Origin of the sequence: Flavobacterium pasteuri, from assembly GCF_048286615.1 — a bacterium.
GTDB lineage: Bacteria > Bacteroidota > Bacteroidia > Flavobacteriales > Flavobacteriaceae > Flavobacterium.
Map to the genome: position 1 here is coordinate 112596 of NZ_JBLVPN010000008.1, position 18458 is coordinate 131053.

Annotated in this window: 17 protein-coding genes; 8 read left to right on the forward strand and 9 right to left on the reverse strand. The window is 33.5% G+C overall.

What is annotated here, in order from left to right; all coding sequences use genetic code 11:
* The first annotated feature begins 10 nt into the window (after positions 1-10).
* On the forward strand, positions 11-373 hold the full coding sequence (locus tag ACNQF6_RS12865) for a response regulator transcription factor (RefSeq protein WP_417966304.1): 363 nt from the start codon (positions 11-13) through the stop codon (positions 371-373).
* A gap of 93 nt (positions 374-466) precedes the next feature.
* Positions 467-1819 (forward strand): DEAD/DEAH box helicase, encoded by a 1353-nt coding sequence (locus ACNQF6_RS12870; protein ID WP_417966305.1) that lies wholly within the window; start codon positions 467-469, stop codon positions 1817-1819.
* 421 nt (positions 1820-2240) lie between these two features.
* On the opposite strand, the gene ACNQF6_RS12875 is transcribed toward ACNQF6_RS12870, so the two are convergent.
* On the reverse strand, positions 2241-3350 hold the full coding sequence (locus tag ACNQF6_RS12875) for a lactonase family protein (protein WP_417966306.1): 1110 nt from the start codon (positions 3348-3350) through the stop codon (positions 2241-2243).
* 182 nt (positions 3351-3532) lie between these two features.
* On the opposite strand from ACNQF6_RS12875, the gene ACNQF6_RS12880 reads away from it, so the two are divergent.
* From ACNQF6_RS12880 to ACNQF6_RS12895, 4 genes are all read left to right on the forward strand, one after another.
* Positions 3533-5461 carry a BatA domain-containing protein gene (locus ACNQF6_RS12880; protein ID WP_417966307.1) on the forward strand — a complete coding sequence of 643 codons (1929 nt, stop codon included), beginning with the start codon at positions 3533-3535 and terminating at the stop codon, positions 5459-5461.
* Positions 5462-5579: 118 nt separating this feature from the next.
* Positions 5580-6833 carry a dihydroorotase gene (locus ACNQF6_RS12885; protein ID WP_417966308.1) on the forward strand — a complete coding sequence of 418 codons (1254 nt, stop codon included), beginning with the start codon at positions 5580-5582 and terminating at the stop codon, positions 6831-6833.
* A 3-nt stretch (positions 6834-6836) separates the two neighbouring features.
* Positions 6837-7175, forward strand: coding sequence for a hypothetical protein (locus ACNQF6_RS12890; protein ID WP_417966309.1), 339 nt, complete (start codon positions 6837-6839; stop codon positions 7173-7175).
* A gap of 4 nt (positions 7176-7179) precedes the next feature.
* The gene (locus ACNQF6_RS12895; protein ID WP_417966310.1) at positions 7180-7827 is read left to right on the forward strand and encodes an alpha/beta hydrolase; all 648 of its coding nucleotides are present in this window, start codon (positions 7180-7182) and stop codon (positions 7825-7827) included.
* A 6-nt stretch (positions 7828-7833) separates the two neighbouring features.
* On the opposite strand, the gene ACNQF6_RS12900 is transcribed toward ACNQF6_RS12895, so the two are convergent.
* Genes ACNQF6_RS12900 through ACNQF6_RS12910 form a run of 3 tightly spaced genes read right to left on the reverse strand, consistent with a single transcriptional unit; the run spans position 7834 to position 9559 of the window.
* Positions 7834-8280, reverse strand: coding sequence for a hypothetical protein (locus ACNQF6_RS12900; protein WP_417966312.1), 447 nt, complete (start codon positions 8278-8280; stop codon positions 7834-7836).
* A 2-nt stretch (positions 8281-8282) separates the two neighbouring features.
* The gene (locus tag ACNQF6_RS12905; RefSeq protein ID WP_417966313.1) at positions 8283-8783 is read right to left on the reverse strand and encodes a hypothetical protein; all 501 of its coding nucleotides are present in this window, start codon (positions 8781-8783) and stop codon (positions 8283-8285) included.
* An 11-nt stretch (positions 8784-8794) separates the two neighbouring features.
* Positions 8795-9559: an MBL fold metallo-hydrolase gene (locus ACNQF6_RS12910; RefSeq protein WP_417966314.1), complete on the reverse strand. Its 765-nt coding sequence runs from the start codon at positions 9557-9559 to the stop codon at positions 8795-8797.
* Between the two features lie 94 nt (positions 9560-9653).
* On the opposite strand from ACNQF6_RS12910, the gene ACNQF6_RS12915 reads away from it, so the two are divergent.
* Complete coding sequence (locus ACNQF6_RS12915; protein ID WP_417966315.1) at positions 9654-11114, forward strand: TonB-dependent receptor; 1461 nt, start codon at positions 9654-9656, stop codon at positions 11112-11114.
* Positions 11115-11192: 78 nt separating this feature from the next.
* Here ACNQF6_RS12915 and bcp read toward each other — a convergent pair whose 3' ends face one another.
* The gene (gene bcp / locus ACNQF6_RS12920) at positions 11193-11645 is read right to left on the reverse strand and encodes a thioredoxin-dependent thiol peroxidase (RefSeq protein ID WP_417966316.1); all 453 of its coding nucleotides are present in this window, start codon (positions 11643-11645) and stop codon (positions 11193-11195) included.
* A gap of 89 nt (positions 11646-11734) precedes the next feature.
* On the opposite strand from bcp, the gene ACNQF6_RS12925 reads away from it, so the two are divergent.
* On the forward strand, positions 11735-12385 hold the full coding sequence (locus ACNQF6_RS12925) for an endonuclease III domain-containing protein (protein ID WP_417966317.1): 651 nt from the start codon (positions 11735-11737) through the stop codon (positions 12383-12385).
* 312 nt (positions 12386-12697) lie between these two features.
* Here ACNQF6_RS12925 and ACNQF6_RS12930 read toward each other — a convergent pair whose 3' ends face one another.
* The 4 genes from ACNQF6_RS12930 to ACNQF6_RS12945 form a co-directional block, all read right to left on the reverse strand.
* Positions 12698-13282, reverse strand: coding sequence for an RNA polymerase sigma factor (locus tag ACNQF6_RS12930; RefSeq protein ID WP_417966318.1), 585 nt, complete (start codon positions 13280-13282; stop codon positions 12698-12700).
* 320 nt (positions 13283-13602) lie between these two features.
* On the reverse strand, positions 13603-14358 hold the full coding sequence (locus ACNQF6_RS12935; RefSeq protein ID WP_417966319.1) for a glycoside hydrolase family 16 protein: 756 nt from the start codon (positions 14356-14358) through the stop codon (positions 13603-13605).
* 6 nt (positions 14359-14364) lie between these two features.
* Positions 14365-16665: a beta-glucosidase BglX gene (gene bglX / locus ACNQF6_RS12940; protein WP_417966320.1), complete on the reverse strand. Its 2301-nt coding sequence runs from the start codon at positions 16663-16665 to the stop codon at positions 14365-14367.
* Positions 16666-16730: 65 nt separating this feature from the next.
* The gene (locus ACNQF6_RS12945) at positions 16731-18374 is read right to left on the reverse strand and encodes a family 16 glycosylhydrolase (protein ID WP_417966321.1); all 1644 of its coding nucleotides are present in this window, start codon (positions 18372-18374) and stop codon (positions 16731-16733) included.
* Positions 18375-18458: the final 84 nt, after the last annotated feature.

The following is an 18458-nucleotide window of genomic DNA, read 5'->3' on the forward strand; positions in this document are numbered from 1 at the left end:
AAAACTTACAATGAGCCAAAAAAAAATATTGATAATAGAAGACGACAACTTAATCATTAAAATCCTAGATTTTATTTTAAAGAAAGAAGGTTATGAAACCTACATATCCAGAGATGGGAATGATGGAATTAATCAAATAGGAATCCTTCAGCCAGATTTAATTATAACCGATATTATGATGCCTTATAAATCAGGACTGGAAATTACTGCCTATTCAAAAAAAAACTATCCAAGCATTCCAGTGATTATAGTTTCGGCATTAGGTAAGGAAGATTTAACAGTTATAGAAGGTTTTAAATTAGGTGTGGATGATTTCATAGCCAAACCATTTAATCCAATCGAATTAGTTTTAAGAGTTAAACGTTTTGTCTAAAAGGTTCTGCTTAAACTAATCTAAAAATAACAATACTATTACCTAATGCCAGTATCCTCATAAAAAGACTATCTTTGCACAAAATTTAAGCAAATGAGTACTTTCGAACAATTCAATCTCCCTAAATCTGTGCAAAAAGCAATAGATGATTTAGGATTTACTTTTCCAACTCCCATCCAGGAAAAAACTTTTTCTGTGATTATGTCTGGAAGAGATATGATGGGAATTGCACAAACTGGTACAGGTAAAACATTTGCCTATTTATTGCCTTTATTAAAATTATACAAATTTACTCCAGGACATACTCCTAAAATAGTAATTCTTGTTCCTACGCGTGAACTTGTAGTTCAAGTGGTGGAAGAAGTAGAAAAATTGACAAAATATATGTCAGTTCGTACTGTAGGTATTTTTGGTGGTGTCAACATCAATACCCAAAAAACAACTGTTTATCAAGGTTGCGATATACTAGTGGGAACTCCAGGAAGAATCATGGATTTAACGCTGGATAATGTGATTCGTTTTGAAGAAATGCAAAAGCTTGTCATTGATGAGTTTGACGAAATGCTTAATTTAGGTTTCCGCACCCAATTAACCGCTATTTTGGCTATGATGCCAAAAAAACGTCAAAACATACTGTTTTCAGCAACTATGACGGATGAAGTAGATGCTATTTTGAATGATTATTTTGACTATCCGGAAGAAGTTACGCTTTCGGCATCAGGAACTCCATTGGAAAACATCCAACAAATCACCTATAATGTTCCCAATTTCAATACCAAAATAAATCTTCTAAAATACTTATTACAAAACAACGAAGATATGAGTCGTGTGCTGGTATTTGTTAATAATAAGAAGATTTCAGATATGGTTCACGAACGTATCGAAGAGGATTTTGAAGGTCAGTTTGGAGTAATTCACTCTAATAAATCACAAAATTATCGTTTGAGTACTATGGCTTCTTTTCAAGAAGGAAATCTGCGTGGATTGATTACCACAGATATTATGGCAAGAGGTTTAGATATTTCTAATATCACCCATGTCATCAATTTCGAAATGCCAGAAATGCCAGAACTATACATGCACCGAATTGGTAGAACTGGGCGTGCAGATGCTACAGGAACTGCAATAAGTCTTATCGCGCCTCGTGAAGAAGAATATAAAGTTGAGATTGAAGTGCTAATGAATATGGAATTAGCAATCGAAGCTTTCCCTGACACCGTTGAAGTTTCTTCAAAATTAATCGAACCTGAAAAAGACAGACAACCGATTAAGTTTATGATGAAAAAACAAAAACTGGCCGGAGATGGGGCTTTTCAAGAAAAAAGTAAAAAGAACAAGAAAGTCAACCTAGGTGGACCTGGTGTAACCAAGAAAAAAACGCACGGTTCTGTAAATAGAAATATGCTAAAAACCAGAGACAAAAAGAGAAAAGACAAGAATAAATAGTAATCAATTAGCAATTAGCAATTAGCAATTAGCAATTAGCAATTAGCAATTAGCAAAAAAACAAAAACGTCCTGAGAAATCAAGACGTTTTTAGTTTATATCTTTAAGGAGATGTTTAACATTCTCATACCATTCGTTATTATAAAATAGTCCAATTGTCAGTTCGAGCGCAGTCGAGAACCGTTATGACATCTCGACTGCGCTCGATGTCAATGTCAATAAGTTAAGAATTTATTTGTCATTCCGACGAAGGAGGAATCTCTGTTTGTTGCTCACGTTTGTTGAGATTCCTCCTTCGTCGGAATGACAAAATCATGGGAATTATTCCTTAACTTAATGACATTGCGCTCGATGTGACAAAAAACAATTCGACTATAATGAACTAATCAATGGTATTAATCTGAAATCTGATCACTGCAAACTATTTTGTAAAAACCAAACAAACCGGCGAACACAAAGCTATCTTTTTTCCAGTATCTGTAAGTGCTCCCGTAGTTTTATTCCTTTTAAAAATCACTATATCATTTGTATATTGATGAGCTACCAAAAGAAAATTTCCAGTAGGATCAATCACAAAATTCCTAGGTCCTTTCCCTAAAGTACTTTTTTGTCCTTTCAATATTAATTTTCCGTTTTTTAAAATTTTAAAAATTGTAATATTATTGGCTTCACCACGATTAGACGCATATAAAAACTTCCCGTCAGGCGAAATATGAATATCCGCAGAACTAAAATTTCCTTTGAAGTCTTTGGCTAAAATAGTCGTTTCATCAATCTTTTTCAATATTTCGTTGGAGTAACTAAATACCGTTAACGCTCCGTCAAGTTCCTGTAATAGATAAACAAATTTTCCGTCCTTGCTAAAGGTTAAATGTCTTGGCCCACTTCCAGATTTTACAGAAATACTATCTTTCAATTCTAAAACAGTACTAGCAGCATTAGGATTATAGCCATAGGAATACACTTTGTCATTCCCTAAATCATTGGACAAAACGACCTTTTTATCTGGAGAAAAATGAACCATATGCACATGAGGACGTTCTTGTCTTTGTGCGTTAATTCCTTTTCCATAATGCTGTATTACTTGCTTAGCTCCAGCAAGACTTCCATCATCATTTTTACTGAAAACAGAAATATTCCCGCCAGAATAATTGGCAACGATTACATTTTTATCATCGTTTATAATGTAGCAAGGATCGGCTCCCTTGGAGTTTTGCTTGTTGATTAAGTCTAATTTTCCACTTGACGGATTGTAACTAAAAGAACTTACCGTACTTTCTGCACCAAACTCATTTACGGAATAAACAAAATTATTATCTTTAGAAACCGTCAAGTAACTCGGATTTATAACCTTTTCAGTAGCATTTTTAAAACTGAAATCACCTGTCTTTGAATCAAAATCATATACATAAATTCCTTTGCTATCACAGCTTTGAGTGTAGGTTCCAATCAGTAAATTGAATTTATTTTTTTGTGCCTGTACACTTGTAAAAATGAAAATGAATAGAATAACAGCAAACGGTTTTTTCATGTTTTTAAATTTTATTGAAAAGCTAAAATACACATTATATTCATAATGAATGTCAATTGTTTATTCCTTTGAAAAATTATAACAACTTCATCTAAAACTGTCAACAAATTTGTATTTTTGACTCACGAAATTCAATGAACTCCATTGAAAATAAAATCCAGTGAAGTAAACTCAACCTCAGAATGCATTTTAAACATCCCGAAATTTTATACTTTCTGTTCTTGTTGATTGTTCCAATTTTGGTTCATTTATTTCAATTACGCCGTTTCAAAAAAGAATATTTCACCAATGTTCGTTTCTTAAAAGCACTTTCCATACAAACCCGAAAAAGCTCTAAAATCAAGAAATGGTTGCTTCTAGCCTCTCGTTTATTGCTACTAGCTTTTATTATTATCGCATTTGCACAACCTTTTTTTGAGTCAAAAGACAGTAAAAATGCAAACAACGAATTGTATATTATTTTAGACAATTCTTTTAGCATGCAAGCCAAAGGTAAAAAAGGTGAATTGCTAAAACGTGCTGTTCAGGAACTGCTTGAAGAAACTCCTGAAAATGTAAATTTTTCTTTGCTTACCAATACTGAAAATTATTGGAACACAGATATAAAATCGGTCCGTGGTGCTTTGCAAAACTTAAAATATAGCGCTACTCCGTTCCAATTGGATAATATAATGGCAAAAATAAAAGCACATAAATCGGCTTTTAAAAAAGATATCGTTATCATTACCGACGCAGTAGGTCTTGATGAAAAACAACTGAAAAATAGTGATGCAACTGATTCGCCTTTATTTATAATCCCAAAAGCAGAACAAAAAAACAATGTTTCTATTGACAGCGTCTTCATCAATAAAACATTAGAAAATTTTTATGAAATTAGCGTCCAAATATCTGGTTATGGAGATGATTTCAACCCGATTCCTATTTCGTTATACAATGAAAACAAGCTCATTGCAAAGACGATAGTAACATTAGACACAAAGAAAAAAAATCTCAACTTCACGATTCCAAAACAAGCTTTTCATGGCTATTTCTCTATAGTTGACAATGGATTGACTTACGATAATACATTGTATTTTAGTATTTCAAAAGCTAAGAAAACCAACATAATCAGCATTGGAGAACCATCGAAAAGTAATTTCCTTTCCCGAATTTACACCAGTGAAGAATTCAATTTCAACAATTATGCTTTAAGCGCATTAGACTACAATAAACTGGAGGAACAAGATGCAATTGTTTTAAATGAATTGGATGAAATCCCGCAAGCTTTGGCAACCACTTTAAATTCTTTTGTAGAAAAAGGCGGCAATTTAATTGTGATTCCTTCGGCGATAAGTTCCATTACAAATATGAATTCTTTTGTATCAAATTTTGGAAAACTTACATTTAATTCTTTAGAAAACAGAGAAAAATTGATTACTAAAATCAACTTCAATCATCCTATATTCAATAGTGTTTTTGAAAATAAAGTGACTAATTTTCAGTATCCAAAAACAAAAAATTCATTTATAATATCCAGCTCCAGTCCAGCTGCTTTGTCTTATGAGGACCAAAGTGTTTTCTTGACTTCGATAACGAATTCGGTTTCAGCAGTTGCAATTTTTGCAGCTCCTATCAATATCGAAAATTCAAATTTCCAGCAATCTCCATTAATTGTGCCTACATTTTACAAAATGGCGATGAACAATCAAAACAATGGCGTAAATGCTTTGATAATTGGGGATAACAACCCGCATTTGACCGAAGCCTCCTTAAACAAAGACGCTATCTTAACGGTAAAAGGCTCAGATGAACAATTTATTCCTATCCAACAAATTCTCAATAATAAAGTCAAAATGACTTTCAATGATTATCCGGAACAAGCAGGAAATTTCAGCATTTACAATAAAAAAGAATGGATTGAAAACATCAGTTTCAATTACAATAGAACCGAAAGTGATTTGGCTTCAGCCAATGACAATATTCTTTCTGACTATAAAACAATCGAATCAATCCCATCGCTATTTAACACTTTACAAACTGACAGAACTGATAATCAAATTTGGAAATGGTTTGTTATCTTTGCACTGTTATTTATGATAACCGAAATGGCAATTATACGATTCGTAAAGTAATTAACGAAAGTCCAATACTTAAAAATTAATATGAAATGAGCATGGCCGTAATTTGGTCGTAAAAGTTAACACAACTATGCGAATTCCATATTCCATTAAAAACAAATATTATCTACATATGAAATTAATCATCAGAGGCGCCAAAATTATCGATTCAAAAAGTCCCTTTCATAATAAGACTGCAGATATTTTAATTGTTGATGGTTTTATAAAAAAAATTGGAGCATCACTTCCAAATCCAGATAAAGCAGACGAAATACAACTTGATAATTTACATGTTTCACAAGGCTGGTTTGACAGTAGCGTTTCGCTAGGAGAACCTGGTTTTGAAGACCGAGAAACGATATCTAACGGACTTACTGTAGCTGCCAAAAGTGGTTTTACCGCAATCGCTTTGCAACCCAACTCTTTCCCTATTATTGACAATCAATCCCAAGTAAATTTTGTATTGAACAAAGCACTAGGATTTGCAACGCAACTCTATCCTATTGGCGCTTTAAGCAAAGAAAGCGCAGGAAAAGACATGGCTGAATTGTATGATATGAAAAAAGCAGGAGCAGTTGCTTTTGGAGATTATAATAAAAGTTTGGATAATGCTAATTTGCTGAAAATAGCCTTACAATACGTTCAGGATTTTGATGGATTGATTCTTGCTTTTTCCCAAGACGAAAATATAAAAGGAAACGGAGTGGCAAATGAAGGCATAGTCTCTACCCGATTAGGTTTGAAAGGAATTCCAAATCTTGCTGAAGAATTACAAATCGCTAGAAATTTATTTCTGCTAGAATATACCGGAGGAAAACTACACATTCCAACAATTTCGACTAAAAAATCAGTTCAATTAATCAAAGAGGCTAAAGCGAATGGACTAAATGTAACCTGTAGCGTTGCAGTACATAATTTAGTTTTAACAGATGAAAAACTGGAAGGTTTTGATACCCGTTATAAAGTTTCACCGCCACTTAGAACTGAAACCGATAGAAAAGCATTGTTGAAAGGGATAAAAGACGGAACGATTGATATGATTACATCCGACCACAATCCGATAGACATTGAACACAAGAAAATGGAATTTGATGGTGCCAAAAATGGGACAATTGGAATGGAAAGTGCTTTTGGTGCTTTGATGACCGTATTGCCATTAGAAACTGTAATAGATAAATTGACCGCTGGAAAATCTACATTCGGTATCGATATCCAAGTCATAAATGAAGGTTCAAAAGCAAATATTACCTTATTTAACCCTGAACCAAAAAGCACTTTCACTAAATCATCCATTTTATCCAAATCGAAAAACTCAGCGTTTCTGGAAACAGAAATCAAAGGAAAAGTTATCGGAATTGTGAATCAAGGAAAATTAATTTTAGCATAGAAAATGAATAATAATAATAATAATAATTCTGAGTCGGGAAAAACTGCCGCCATAACAAGCTATATTTTAGGAATCGGCGTGTTTATAGCGATGTCAATGAACTCCGAGGATAAAAATACATTTGCTTCTTTTCACATTCGCCAAGGACTGGGACTCACATTAACTTTTATATCACTGGGATTAATCATCAGCAATTTTGACAGCTTAATGATTTCAGCTCCCATGTGGATTTTCGTGTTTGTTTTATGGTCTTATGGCATTACGAGTGCTATAAAAGGAGAAACAAAACCAGTTCCTTTATTGGGAACTTATTTTCAAAAATGGCTTAAAAACATATCATAATCCGATGAATTTATCTTTAGAATATAAAATACGAGAACCTAAAATAAAATTAGACAAAAATCCTCTTATCCTTTTATTACATGGGTATGGCAGCAATGAAGAAGATTTATTTTCATTTGCAACTGAACTTCCTGATGAATATTATATTATATCAGCTCGTGCGCCTTATGATATGCAATACGGTGCTTATGCATGGTACGCAATCAACTTTGATGCTGATCAAAATAAATTTTCAGACCATGAGCAAGCTAAAGTTTCAAGAGACATAATCGCTGGATTTATTGATGAGTTAGTCGCTAATTATCCTATCGATGCAACACAAATTGCTTTGGTTGGTTTCAGCCAAGGATCAATCTTGAGTTATGCTGTGGCACTTTCTTACCCAGAAAAAGTTCAAAAAGTAGTAGCTATGAGCGGCTATTTGAATTTAGAAATTGTAGCTGAGGATTATCTTAAAAACAACTTTGCTAACTTGAAAATATTTGCTTCACACGGAACAGTTGACCAGGTCATTCCAGTAGAATGGGCTAGAAAAACACCTGCAATACTAGAAAATTTAGGAATAAATATAACTTATAAAGAATATCCTGTGGGTCATGGAGTGGCACCACAGAACTTTTATGACTTTAAAAATTGGTTAGAAAATAACTAACCGATTTTATTGTCCTGTATATTTAATTACTTCTGCTTTTTTCAAAACATAACCTTTCCAAGGAATCAATTGCCAATCATCCTTAACCCATGGTTGGCCTTCGGATTTTCGTTCTAATATAATAGATTCCTTTTGGGTATCCAAAAACAATTCTGCTTTATTACCGTTGTTAGCTTCAAAAATCACAAAAGCTGATGTAGTTGCAGTTTCTCCACTTTGCTCGTAATGATTTAATTGAGTTCCGATTTCAAAAACCCGGATACACTCCTTTCTCAACACAGACCAAGTATAACCGGCAGAAGCTTTACAACCGTTTTCATCCAAATCGCCACCTACTAATGGTGGTTTTTCTTCTTTTAGAATTGGACTCTTAGATTCCTTTTTATGATCCATTTGCTTTGCACAAGAAAAAGCAAAAATGATTATTATCAAAAATGACAATCCCTTTTTCATACTTATTTTTGATATAACAATGATTGATTTACTTCGAATGAAATACTATCATCAGCATTTACAAAATATTTCAATATAACTTCTCCCCAAATTTCGCCATCACTAAAATCCGCAATAATCCATCTGTGGTTTAGAATTCTTACTTTGTTTATAATAAATTTATTAGCTCCAATTTGATCTTGACCGGTATAAGGATTCCCTTTTGGATTGGAATTAAAATCTAATAATTTTTCGGTAACAACAGGAATTAATTTTTCGTATTGAATTGTTTTATCTGAACTACCTGAATCAAAATAATTTTGGGCATTTTCATTTTTTGCCAAAGAAAAATAGTTAGCATCAGCTAACTGATTTGAAACTAAACGTAGACTGTCTCTTAACTTTTTTGTAGTTTTTTCATACCTTGTTTGTTCAAATGTAACCTGTTTACTCAAAAACATATAAGTAAAAATTGAAGAAAGTACTGCTAAAATAGTGAGATAAAGGAATAGTGATTGTTTCATTGTAGATTAAATTATAATGTAATTTCTAAATTATCATACGCTAGGAAAACATTTGGAGGAAGATTTTTTTGAACCTCTTCATGGTATCCCATAATATGACTAATGTGTGTAAGATATGTTGTTTTCGGCTGGACCAAAGTTATAAAATCTAATGCTTCTTTCAAATTGAAATGCGTATCATGAGGCTCTTCCCGTAAAGCATTTATAACCAATACTTTTAAGTTTTTTAGCTTGTCGATTTCGCTTTTTTCAATAGTTTTCACATCCGTTAAATAGGCAAAATCATCTATTCGATACCCAAAAACCTGTAAATTTCCGTGCATAACATTAATAGGAATTACTGTTTTGTTTCCAAGGGGAAATGGTTCATTATTGACAACTTCTATAGTTGCAACAGAAGGAGCGCCTGGGTATTTATTTACCGTTTCAAAAACGTAATCAAACCGTCTTCTCAGATTATCGATAACCCTTTGATGTGCATAAATTGGAATTTCTCCCTGTTTAAAATTAAACGGGCGAATATCATCTATTCCTGCTGTGTGGTCAGCATGCTCGTGAGTAAAGAGGATTCCATCTACTTTTTGACAATTTGAAGAAAGCATTTGCTGTCTAAAATCAGGTCCGCAGTCGATAACAAAAGAATGGTTTTCCCACGAAATCCAAACAGAAACTCTTAGTCTTTTATCTTTAAAATCAGTGCTTTTACATACTGGATGATTGCTCCCAATAACAGGAATCCCTTGAGATGTGCCAGTTCCTAAAAAATATACCTTCAATTTTATTGCTTTTATTTACAAAAATAGGGTTAATTATCTTTCATTAGAAACCTATTTCATTAACTTTGCAAAATATTAGCCATATTAAAAGAAAATGGATACAGAAATAAAATTAAAAGGTGACAAAATCATCGAACAAATCCCTTCGATTAAAGACAAAGCACTACGTATCAATTTAAATGAAAATATTTACGGAACTTTTGCAGAAATTGGAGCTGGTCAAGAAACTGTAAGACATTTTTTTAGATCTGGTGGTTCTTCAGGTACAATTGCAAAAGCAATGTCTGCGTATGACAAAGACTTTAGTGATGCTGTATATGGCATTGAAGAAGACGGCCGTTACGTAACAGAAAGCCGACTTAAAAAAATGCTTTCTCATGAAGTAAATCTAATAGAAAAAAGATTGAGCAGAGAGAAACATCCTAACAAAATGTTTTTTAGTTATGCCAATACTGTAGCTACGATAGATTTTGCAAAACAATTTAAAGGACATGGTTGGGTTGGAATTAGTTATCAAATTGAACCAGATGAGGATTATAACGAGATTATCATTCACATTCGATTTAAAGAAACTGATGTACGATTACAGCAAGAAACACTTGGTATTCTTGGTGTAAACTTAATCTATGGCGCTTATTATAAATACAATGATCCTAAACGATTGTTACGCTATTTATACGACCACTTAGATAAAGATCAATTAGAAATAGATACTATAAATTTCTCAGGACCACGTTTTGCTGATGTAGACAATCGTTTGATGAGTTTACAATTAGTAAAAAATGGAATGACTGATGCGGTAATGTTTAACCCAGAAGGTAAAAATATTCTTCCCGCAGCAATTTTATACAAGAAAAACATTCTTGCTTTTAGAGGTAGTTTTCGTCCCGTTACAAAAGTGAACATGGACATGTATGAGAAATCATTGAAAATGTTCTTGAATGAGAATAAGGTAAATGCCGAAAATACACTGGTAGTTTTTGAAATTACATTATCAAACTTACGTTCTGATGGTGAAATTGACGAAAGAGATTTTATGGATAGAGCTGAATTACTGTGTTCTCTTGGACAAACGGTAATGATTTCAAACTTTCAGGAATATTATAAAGTGGTGGAATATTTTGCTAATTACACCAAAGCCAGAATGGGATTAGCCATGGGCGTAAATAATTTAGTAGATATTTTTGATGAAAAATATTACCGCCATTTAAGCGGTGGAATTTTGGAAGCATTTGGAAAGTTATTCTATCGCGATATGAAAGTTTTCTTGTATCCAATGATTGGAGAAGATGGAGAAATCATCACATCAGAAAACTTAAAAGTACATCCAAGAATGAAAGAATTATACAAATTCTTTAAATTCAACGGAAAAGTAGTAGATATCGATGATTATGACCCATCTATTTTAGAAGTATTCTCTCGTGAAGTTTTAAATATGATTAATAATGGAAAACCAGGTTGGGAAACAATGCTTCCTACCGGTATTGCAGAAATAATCAAAGAACACCGTCTCTTTGGGTATGACCCAAATAAAGTTTTGAATGAAAGTAATTAAGTAGTTTTCGAAGTAAAAAAAGAGCCAACAAAAAGACAATTTTAATGTCTTTTTCTTGGCTCTTTACTTAAAAAAAAATTACTTCAATATCTGAGCGGCATGAGCCTTAGTTTTCACATCTGAAATTACCTCATCAATGACTCCGTTTTCGTCTATTATAAATGTAGTTCTGTGAATACCGTCATATTCTTTTCCCATAAACTTCTTTGGTCCCCAAACTCCAAAAGCCTGAATTACCGATTTATCCTCATCAGCAAGTAATGGAAAAGGGAAATCATATTTTTCTTTGAATTTAGCTTGTGCTTTTTGAGCATCGGCACTAACGCCTAACAGTTCGTAATTATTAGCTTGAAATCGCTCAAAATTATCTCTTAAGTCACAAGCTTCTGCTGTACATCCTGGTGTATTTGCTTTTGGATAAAAAAAAACGACTAATTTCTTACCTACATAATCCACTAATTGATGTGATTTTCCGTCTTGGTCTAAACCAGAAAAATCAGGTGCTTTATCTCCTTTTTTTAATGTTGTCATTATTTATATTATTTATTTATTTGAATTAAAATTGAATTTTGCTATTGCCATTGAAATTGTTTTTCTTTACAAATCAAATTTAATGAATAATGAATAAACAAGAACGTGTAACGTTTGTTATAAATACGTTAAAAGAGCTATACCCAACGATTCCTATCCCTTTAGACCATAAAGATCCTTATACGTTATTGATTGCCGTTTTACTTTCGGCACAATGTACGGATGTTCGCGTGAACCAAATTACACCTTTACTTTTTGCTAAAGCTGACAATCCATACGATATGATAAAAATGTCTGTGGAGGAAATTAAGGAAATCATTCGTCCTTGTGGCTTATCGCCAATGAAATCAAAAGGAATTCATGGTTTATCCCATATTTTAATTGACAAACATGATGGAAAAGTACCTCAAAGTTTTGAGTTTTTAGAGGAATTACCTGCGGTAGGACATAAAACGGCAAGTGTTGTAATGTCACAAGCCTTTGGGGTTCCTGCTTTTCCTGTTGACACTCACATTCATAGATTGATGTACCGATGGAATTTGACAAACGGAAAAAACGTTATTCAAACTGAGAAAGATGCGAAACGTATTTTTCCTGAGGAAATTTGGAATGATTTACACCTTCAGATTATTTGGTACGGAAGGGAATATTCTCCGGCTCGTGGCTGGGATTTAGACAAGGATATTATCACTAAAACAATTGGCAGAAAAACAGTCCTTGATTCCTACAACAAAAAATAAAACCTAATTAAACAAAAAATCCCATTATTTTTTTTAAAAAAAATGGGATTTTTTAATAATTTAAAAAACCAAATTAAATACACTTAAGACCAACTATAATTGGAATCAGGTGTTTTTAATTCGATATGATTTCGAAACTTTTATTGTCTATTTTTATTATGCTCAACGTTTTGGAATAGCTTAATAAGAAAGAAATTGTTTCTTTACTTGGTTTCCTCTTTTTTGAAACTGTTTCTTTTTTTGAGTAAATTTTTGCCATAGAGTAATATATGTTTTCCTTTATATTACAACGCGGCAAGTTTAAACATATTGTTAATTGGTCAAAACAATTTGGTGCTTGTCTATCACTTTTCTCAAATTCATCAAAGCATAACGCATTCTCCCTAAAGCGGTATTAATACTAACACCAGTAGATTCCGAAATTTCCTTGAAACTCATATCCTGATACATTCGCATCACCAATACTTCTTTTTGATCAGCCGGGAGTCCTTCGATTAGTTTCTTTAAATCCATTTCGACTTGTTCCGAAATTATTTTATTTTCTATCGTTTGACAATCATCTGACATTATGGAAAAAATAGAGAACTCTTCGGTTTCTCTAAACATGGGCATTTTTTTTGTATTTCTGAAATGATCAACAACGAGATTATGTGATATACGCATAACCCAAGGTAAGAATTTACCTTCTTCGTTGTATGAATTTGATTTCAAAGTTTTAATTACTTTGATAAAAGTATCTTGAAAAATATCGTTGGTAATATCTTTATCTGGAATTTTTGAATAAATGAAACCATAAATTTTTGATTCGTGCCTTTTTATTAGTTTAGCTAAGGCATCCTCGTTACCTGCGACATAATCCTTAACTAATGACGCATCAGGGAGTTGTATATTAACCATAATAATACTTTTTAGTTTTAAATAAATAAGAGATATCTCTAAAAAGTAATTTTCTATTATAGGCTAGAGTTTAATTAGGTTAGTTATGATTTCAAATTTAACTAATTATTGTTTTAACATGCAAGTAAAATTAATAAAAATTAACATCTCATAAATAAAATTTGTTAAAATTTTTCTTCTTTTTTTCGCATTCCTATAAAAATAGGATGCTAATGAATAACATTTAGGAGCCTTTTTCTAAAAATAAAATAAAATTTGATGATCAATTAATTACAATCAAACCTTATTTTATTTTTAATTATTTTACTTAATATTTCTGATTATTGATAAACTCTGATGTAATCCACTATAAAATCCTGGGGAAGGATACTATCATCGACTTCGGGACCTCCAAAATTTCCTCCTATAGCCATATTGACAATAAAATAGAAGGGCTGGTTGAACGGCCAAATCGCTTCTGTTTTATTTTCAGGTTGAAAAGTATATACTAAAGTATCATCTACAAAAAAATCAATTTTATCTTTAGTCCATTCTACAGCGTAAATGTGAAAACCTTCCTCGATAGCATCAAATCTTGTTTTCTTAGTATTTATAGTGTTTCCATGACTGTCTTGTGTATGCAAAGAAGTAAAAACCATATTGGGTTCTTTCCCTACATATTCCAAAATATCGATTTCTCCAGATTTTGGCCAACCGACTTCACTGATATTTGAACCCAACATCCACCAAGCTGGCCAAACTCCTTGCCCAACAGGCAACTTTGCTCTAGCTTCGAAACGTCCGTACTGAAACTCTTTTTTGCCTTTGGTGGTAATCCGTGTCGAAGTATATGTATCACCTTCTTTTTTGGCTGTGATAACTAACTGATTTTTTGCAACCGTGTGGTTTTGTTTCGTGTACAGTTGACGTTCATTGTTTCCCCAACCACAATTAGGACAGCCATCTCCAAGCTCAAAATTCCAATTATTTTCGTTTAATGTGGTGCCGTCAAAATTTTCTTGCCAAACCAGTTTTCGTTTGTTCTGTTGTGCGAAAGAAAGATTAACCACAAGCAATAATATTAGTATTTTTTTCATTTTATTTTAATTAGAATATTGAAAATCTCCTTCCAACTTTGTTACTGAACTTCCTCCGATGAATACTTTAAAGTCACCTGCTTCTGCTTCCCATTTTTTATTAGCTGTGAAGTATTCAATTGTTTTTTCATCGATTGAAAACACTACTTTTTTGGTTTCGTTGGGTTGCAATTCGATCATTTCGAATCCTTTCAACTCTTTTACCGGACGGGTAATACTTCCTATCAAATCTCTAATGTACAATTGAACAACCTCTTTTCCGGTAACTTTTCCAATATTTTTTATAATTACTGAAACTTCTATTTTACCATTTTTAGCAAATGAATTAGATGATAATTGCAAATTAGAGTATTCAAATTTAGAATAACTAAGTCCATGACCAAAAGGGTACAAAGGCGTGTTCTTTTCATCAATATAATGCGACCAAAATACACTTTCGGGTTCGTTCATAATAGGTCTTCCTGTATTTTTATAATTGTAATAAATAGGAACCTGTCCTACATTTCTGGGAAAAGTCATTGGTAATTTTCCGCTTGGGTTATAATCACCGTATAAAACTTGTGCTATTGCGTTACCACTTTGCGTTCCTAAATGCCATCCTTCAACAATTGCAGGAATATTTTCATCAGCCCAAGGAATTGCTAATGGTCGGCCGTTATTTAAAACCAAAACAACATTAGGATTGACTTTATAAATTGCTTCCAATAATTCTTGTTGAACACCTGGCAAACCTAAATCTGCTCTACTTCTTCCCTCACCTGATTGCAAACCGTGTTCTCCCAAAACCATAACTACCACATCGGCTTGTTTTGCAAGCGCAATGGCTTCTGCAAATCCGCTCTTATCAGTTGTATTGATTTTAGTTTCCCAAATGAATTGTGTTCTTCCCTCGGCTACATCTGCTCCTTTAGCATAAGTAAGTTGGTTCCCTGAATACTTTTGTAATCCTTCCAGAACTGAAACAGCCGAGTTATCGTCAGCAGCGATTCTCCAACTTCCCAAAGGACTCGTTTTATCATTTGCCAAAGCACCTATTAATGCAATTTTTTGGCCTGATTTTTTTAAAGGCAATACTTCCTTTTCATTTTTCAAAAGTACAATCGATTTTTTGGCTACATCCAAAACTCCTTCTTGAAATTCTTGTTTCCCAACGGTTGCCAATTCTCGATTTTCATCACAATATTTGTATGGATCGTCAAACAAACCCAATTCGAACTTTACTTTCAAAATCCTTCTTGCAGCATCATCGATAACACTTTCTTTGACTTTACCTTCTTTAACTAATGCCACCAGATGTTCCACATACGCACTGGATTCCATATCCATATCTGATCCAGCATTGATGGCTATTTCGGCAGCATGTTTACTGTCTTTGGCAAATCCATGTGGTATCATTTCGTTAATAGAACCCCAATCCGAAACTACAAAACCATCAAATTTCCAATCTCTTTTTAAAACTTCTCTTTGTAAATAGGCATTTCCTGTTGCGGGAATTCCATTCAACTCATTGAAAGAGTTCATGAAGGTTCGTACACCAGCATCAACAGCCGCTTTAAAAGGAGGGAAAATAGTGTTTTGCAACACGGTTTCACTTATATCGACCGTATTATAATCTCTTCCTGATTCTGCAAAAGCATATCCTGCAAAATGTTTGGCGCAAGCTAAAATAGTATTTGAAGCGGATAAGTCATCTCCTTGAAAACCTTGTACACGTGCTACTGCAATTTTACTTCCTAAAAATGTATCCTCACCAGCACCTTCCATTACACGCCCCCAGCGGGCATCTCTGGAAATATCAATCATGGGTGCAAAAGTCCAGTTCAATCCTACCGAAGCGGCTTCCTCTGCGGCTATTGCAGCTGACTTTTCTATTGCATCTAAATCCCAACTTGCTGCTTCAGCGAGCGGAATAGGACTAATCGTTTTATAGCCATGAATAACATCAAATCCAAAAAGTAACGGAATTCCCAATCGCGTTTGTTCCACCGCTAATTTTTGCAACGCTTTTACATCTTTCACCCCTCTTACATTCAACATCGATCCTACTAAACCTTTTTTCAGATCTTCGTATTTTTTTGCTGCCTGACCTTCTTTCGGTGTTGGACCTGTAATATCCCAAAAACCATTATACTGATTGAGTTGCCCTATTTTTTCTTCCAAAGTCATCAATTGGAGAACTGAATCTATTTTAGTATTTAAAATATTTTCTTTGGAATAAGAAACAGGAGATTTCAAAATTTTATTACTGCAACCTGCAACTATTAGAGCTGCTATAGCAAATGATGCTACTAGGGATTTATTTCTCATCTCTAAACTTTTTATATAATTAAAAGGCCGGAACAAAACCGACCTTTATAAATTCATTACGTGTTCTATTGATAAACCCTAACATAATCAATCTCCATCGTAGATTGTGAAAAAGCAGGATCAATAGCACCTCCAAAACTTCCTCCCATTGCCACATTCAAAATCAAAAAGAAATCTTTATTAAATGGTAAAGAATTATTATTTGCTACTGTATGATATAATTTGTCATCCACAAAGATCTGAACTGAAGTAGGACTCCAAATGGCTTTGTAAATGTGAAACTCAGAAGAAGCATTTGCAATAGTTGTTGAATTAGTATTACCCGCTCCTGGAGAAACTGCAGGATAATGGAGTGTTCCGTGTATTTTATTAGGTTCACTACCTTTAAATTCCATTATATCTATTTCACCACAACCTGGCCATGTATTTGTTGCGTAATCCTGTCCTAACATCCATATTGCAGGCCATGTTCCTGCACCAGTAGTAAGTTTAGCTTTTACTTCAATTTTACCATAAGTAAATTCAAATTTATTTTCTGATTTTAGTCTTGAGGAAGTATACCCTGTTCCTGATTTTTTAGCCGTAATTTTTAGATTTCCGCCTTGTACAATTACATTATCAGAAGCGCTTGTATACGTTTGGGCTTCGCCATTTCCCCAACCGCCAGCACCAAGATCGTATCCCCATTTTGTAGGATCCGGAGCACCGTCAACATTAAATTCGTCAGAAAATTTCAAAACCGTATAATTTGTTGTAGGAGTCGGAGTTACAACTGCACCAGGAGCCGTTGTCGTAAAAATATGATACCAAGCTAAAAATGGATTTCCTGACTGAATTACTCGCACAACCATACGATTATCTGTAATTGATAGAATTTCGTAAGAACTGGTTCCAACAAAATACCCCATAAAACCTGCATCAGCTATGTTTAAAACCGTACCTCTAGTTTGAGTTGCACTATCTGGATTTTTTGACACAAATGAATCTGACTTACTCAAAGTTACTGTTTTTGCACCACTGGTATTTAAATCATAACAAGCATCATCGCCGCCGCCTTTAAAAGCTCCATTATAATACGTTTGACCTTTGTTATCTAACTCAAATTTCATTTGAGCACCTACTAAAGAAAAAGTCATCACACTATTGTATAAACATGTAGCTGATTTTTCATTTGCTTTAGCACTATAAAATGAAGGATAATAATTTTGTTTTCCAAAAGTAGGATCAGACCATGCTACGTTTGGACCAACTCCCAGGTGACCTTCCTCAGTTTGTGCCCAATACCATTTTCTAGACGCGCCACCTGTTAAGAATTGTACCGCTTGTTCATCTTTAAAATCACTGAAAACGGTTACTTCCAAAGTCATATTGGTAGCAACTCCTCCAGCTCCAGATGCAATTACAGTCACCGTGTACGTATTTGTACCTGGTGTAGCAAAGTTGTTTTCAAGAATCCCACTTGGCGAATTCTTAGAAGTTCCATCGCTAAAAATGTACTTATACGAAATTGCATTTTCTGCTGTACTGGTAAATTTAACTTTCCCAGAACCATCTCCGTTTGGTAATGCTGCTGTTTTACCTATTATTTCTGCCGTAACCTTTAGGTTGGTTGGCGTGTCTAGTGCTCCAAAACCTAAATTATCTTCCTGACAATTGACCATCAAAAGAAGGACAAAAACGGATACTATACTTATGATTATTTTTTTCATTTTTACTGTTTTTTAAAAAATATAATTGTGACACTCGTTGTATACCAATTCATTTTAAATTCATAATTAGTTACTAATATCTAT

Excerpts from the sequence above, each read along its gene's own strand:
- ACNQF6_RS12865 (WP_417966304.1), top strand. The coding sequence starts at position 11 with ATGAGCCAAAAAAAAATATTGATAATAGAAGACGACAACTTAATCATT.
- ACNQF6_RS12870 (WP_417966305.1), top strand. The coding sequence starts at position 467 with ATGAGTACTTTCGAACAATTCAATCTCCCTAAATCTGTGCAAAAAGCA.
- ACNQF6_RS12875 (WP_417966306.1), bottom strand. The coding sequence starts at position 3,350 with ATGAAAAAACCGTTTGCTGTTATTCTATTCATTTTCATTTTTACAAGT.
- ACNQF6_RS12880 (WP_417966307.1), top strand. The coding sequence starts at position 3,533 with ATGCATTTTAAACATCCCGAAATTTTATACTTTCTGTTCTTGTTGATT.
- ACNQF6_RS12885 (WP_417966308.1), top strand. The coding sequence starts at position 5,580 with ATGAAATTAATCATCAGAGGCGCCAAAATTATCGATTCAAAAAGTCCC.
- ACNQF6_RS12890 (WP_417966309.1), top strand. The coding sequence starts at position 6,837 with ATGAATAATAATAATAATAATAATTCTGAGTCGGGAAAAACTGCCGCC.
- ACNQF6_RS12895 (WP_417966310.1), top strand. The coding sequence starts at position 7,180 with ATGAATTTATCTTTAGAATATAAAATACGAGAACCTAAAATAAAATTA.
- ACNQF6_RS12900 (WP_417966312.1), bottom strand. The coding sequence starts at position 8,280 with ATGAAAAAGGGATTGTCATTTTTGATAATAATCATTTTTGCTTTTTCT.
- ACNQF6_RS12905 (WP_417966313.1), bottom strand. The coding sequence starts at position 8,783 with ATGAAACAATCACTATTCCTTTATCTCACTATTTTAGCAGTACTTTCT.
- ACNQF6_RS12915 (WP_417966315.1), top strand. The coding sequence starts at position 9,654 with ATGGATACAGAAATAAAATTAAAAGGTGACAAAATCATCGAACAAATC.
- bcp (WP_417966316.1), bottom strand. The coding sequence starts at position 11,645 with ATGACAACATTAAAAAAAGGAGATAAAGCACCTGATTTTTCTGGTTTA.
- ACNQF6_RS12925 (WP_417966317.1), top strand. The coding sequence starts at position 11,735 with ATGAATAAACAAGAACGTGTAACGTTTGTTATAAATACGTTAAAAGAG.
- ACNQF6_RS12930 (WP_417966318.1), bottom strand. The coding sequence starts at position 13,282 with ATGGTTAATATACAACTCCCTGATGCGTCATTAGTTAAGGATTATGTC.
- ACNQF6_RS12935 (WP_417966319.1), bottom strand. The coding sequence starts at position 14,358 with ATGAAAAAAATACTAATATTATTGCTTGTGGTTAATCTTTCTTTCGCA.
- bglX (WP_417966320.1), bottom strand. The coding sequence starts at position 16,665 with ATGAGAAATAAATCCCTAGTAGCATCATTTGCTATAGCAGCTCTAATA.
- ACNQF6_RS12945 (WP_417966321.1), bottom strand. The coding sequence starts at position 18,374 with ATGAAAAAAATAATCATAAGTATAGTATCCGTTTTTGTCCTTCTTTTG.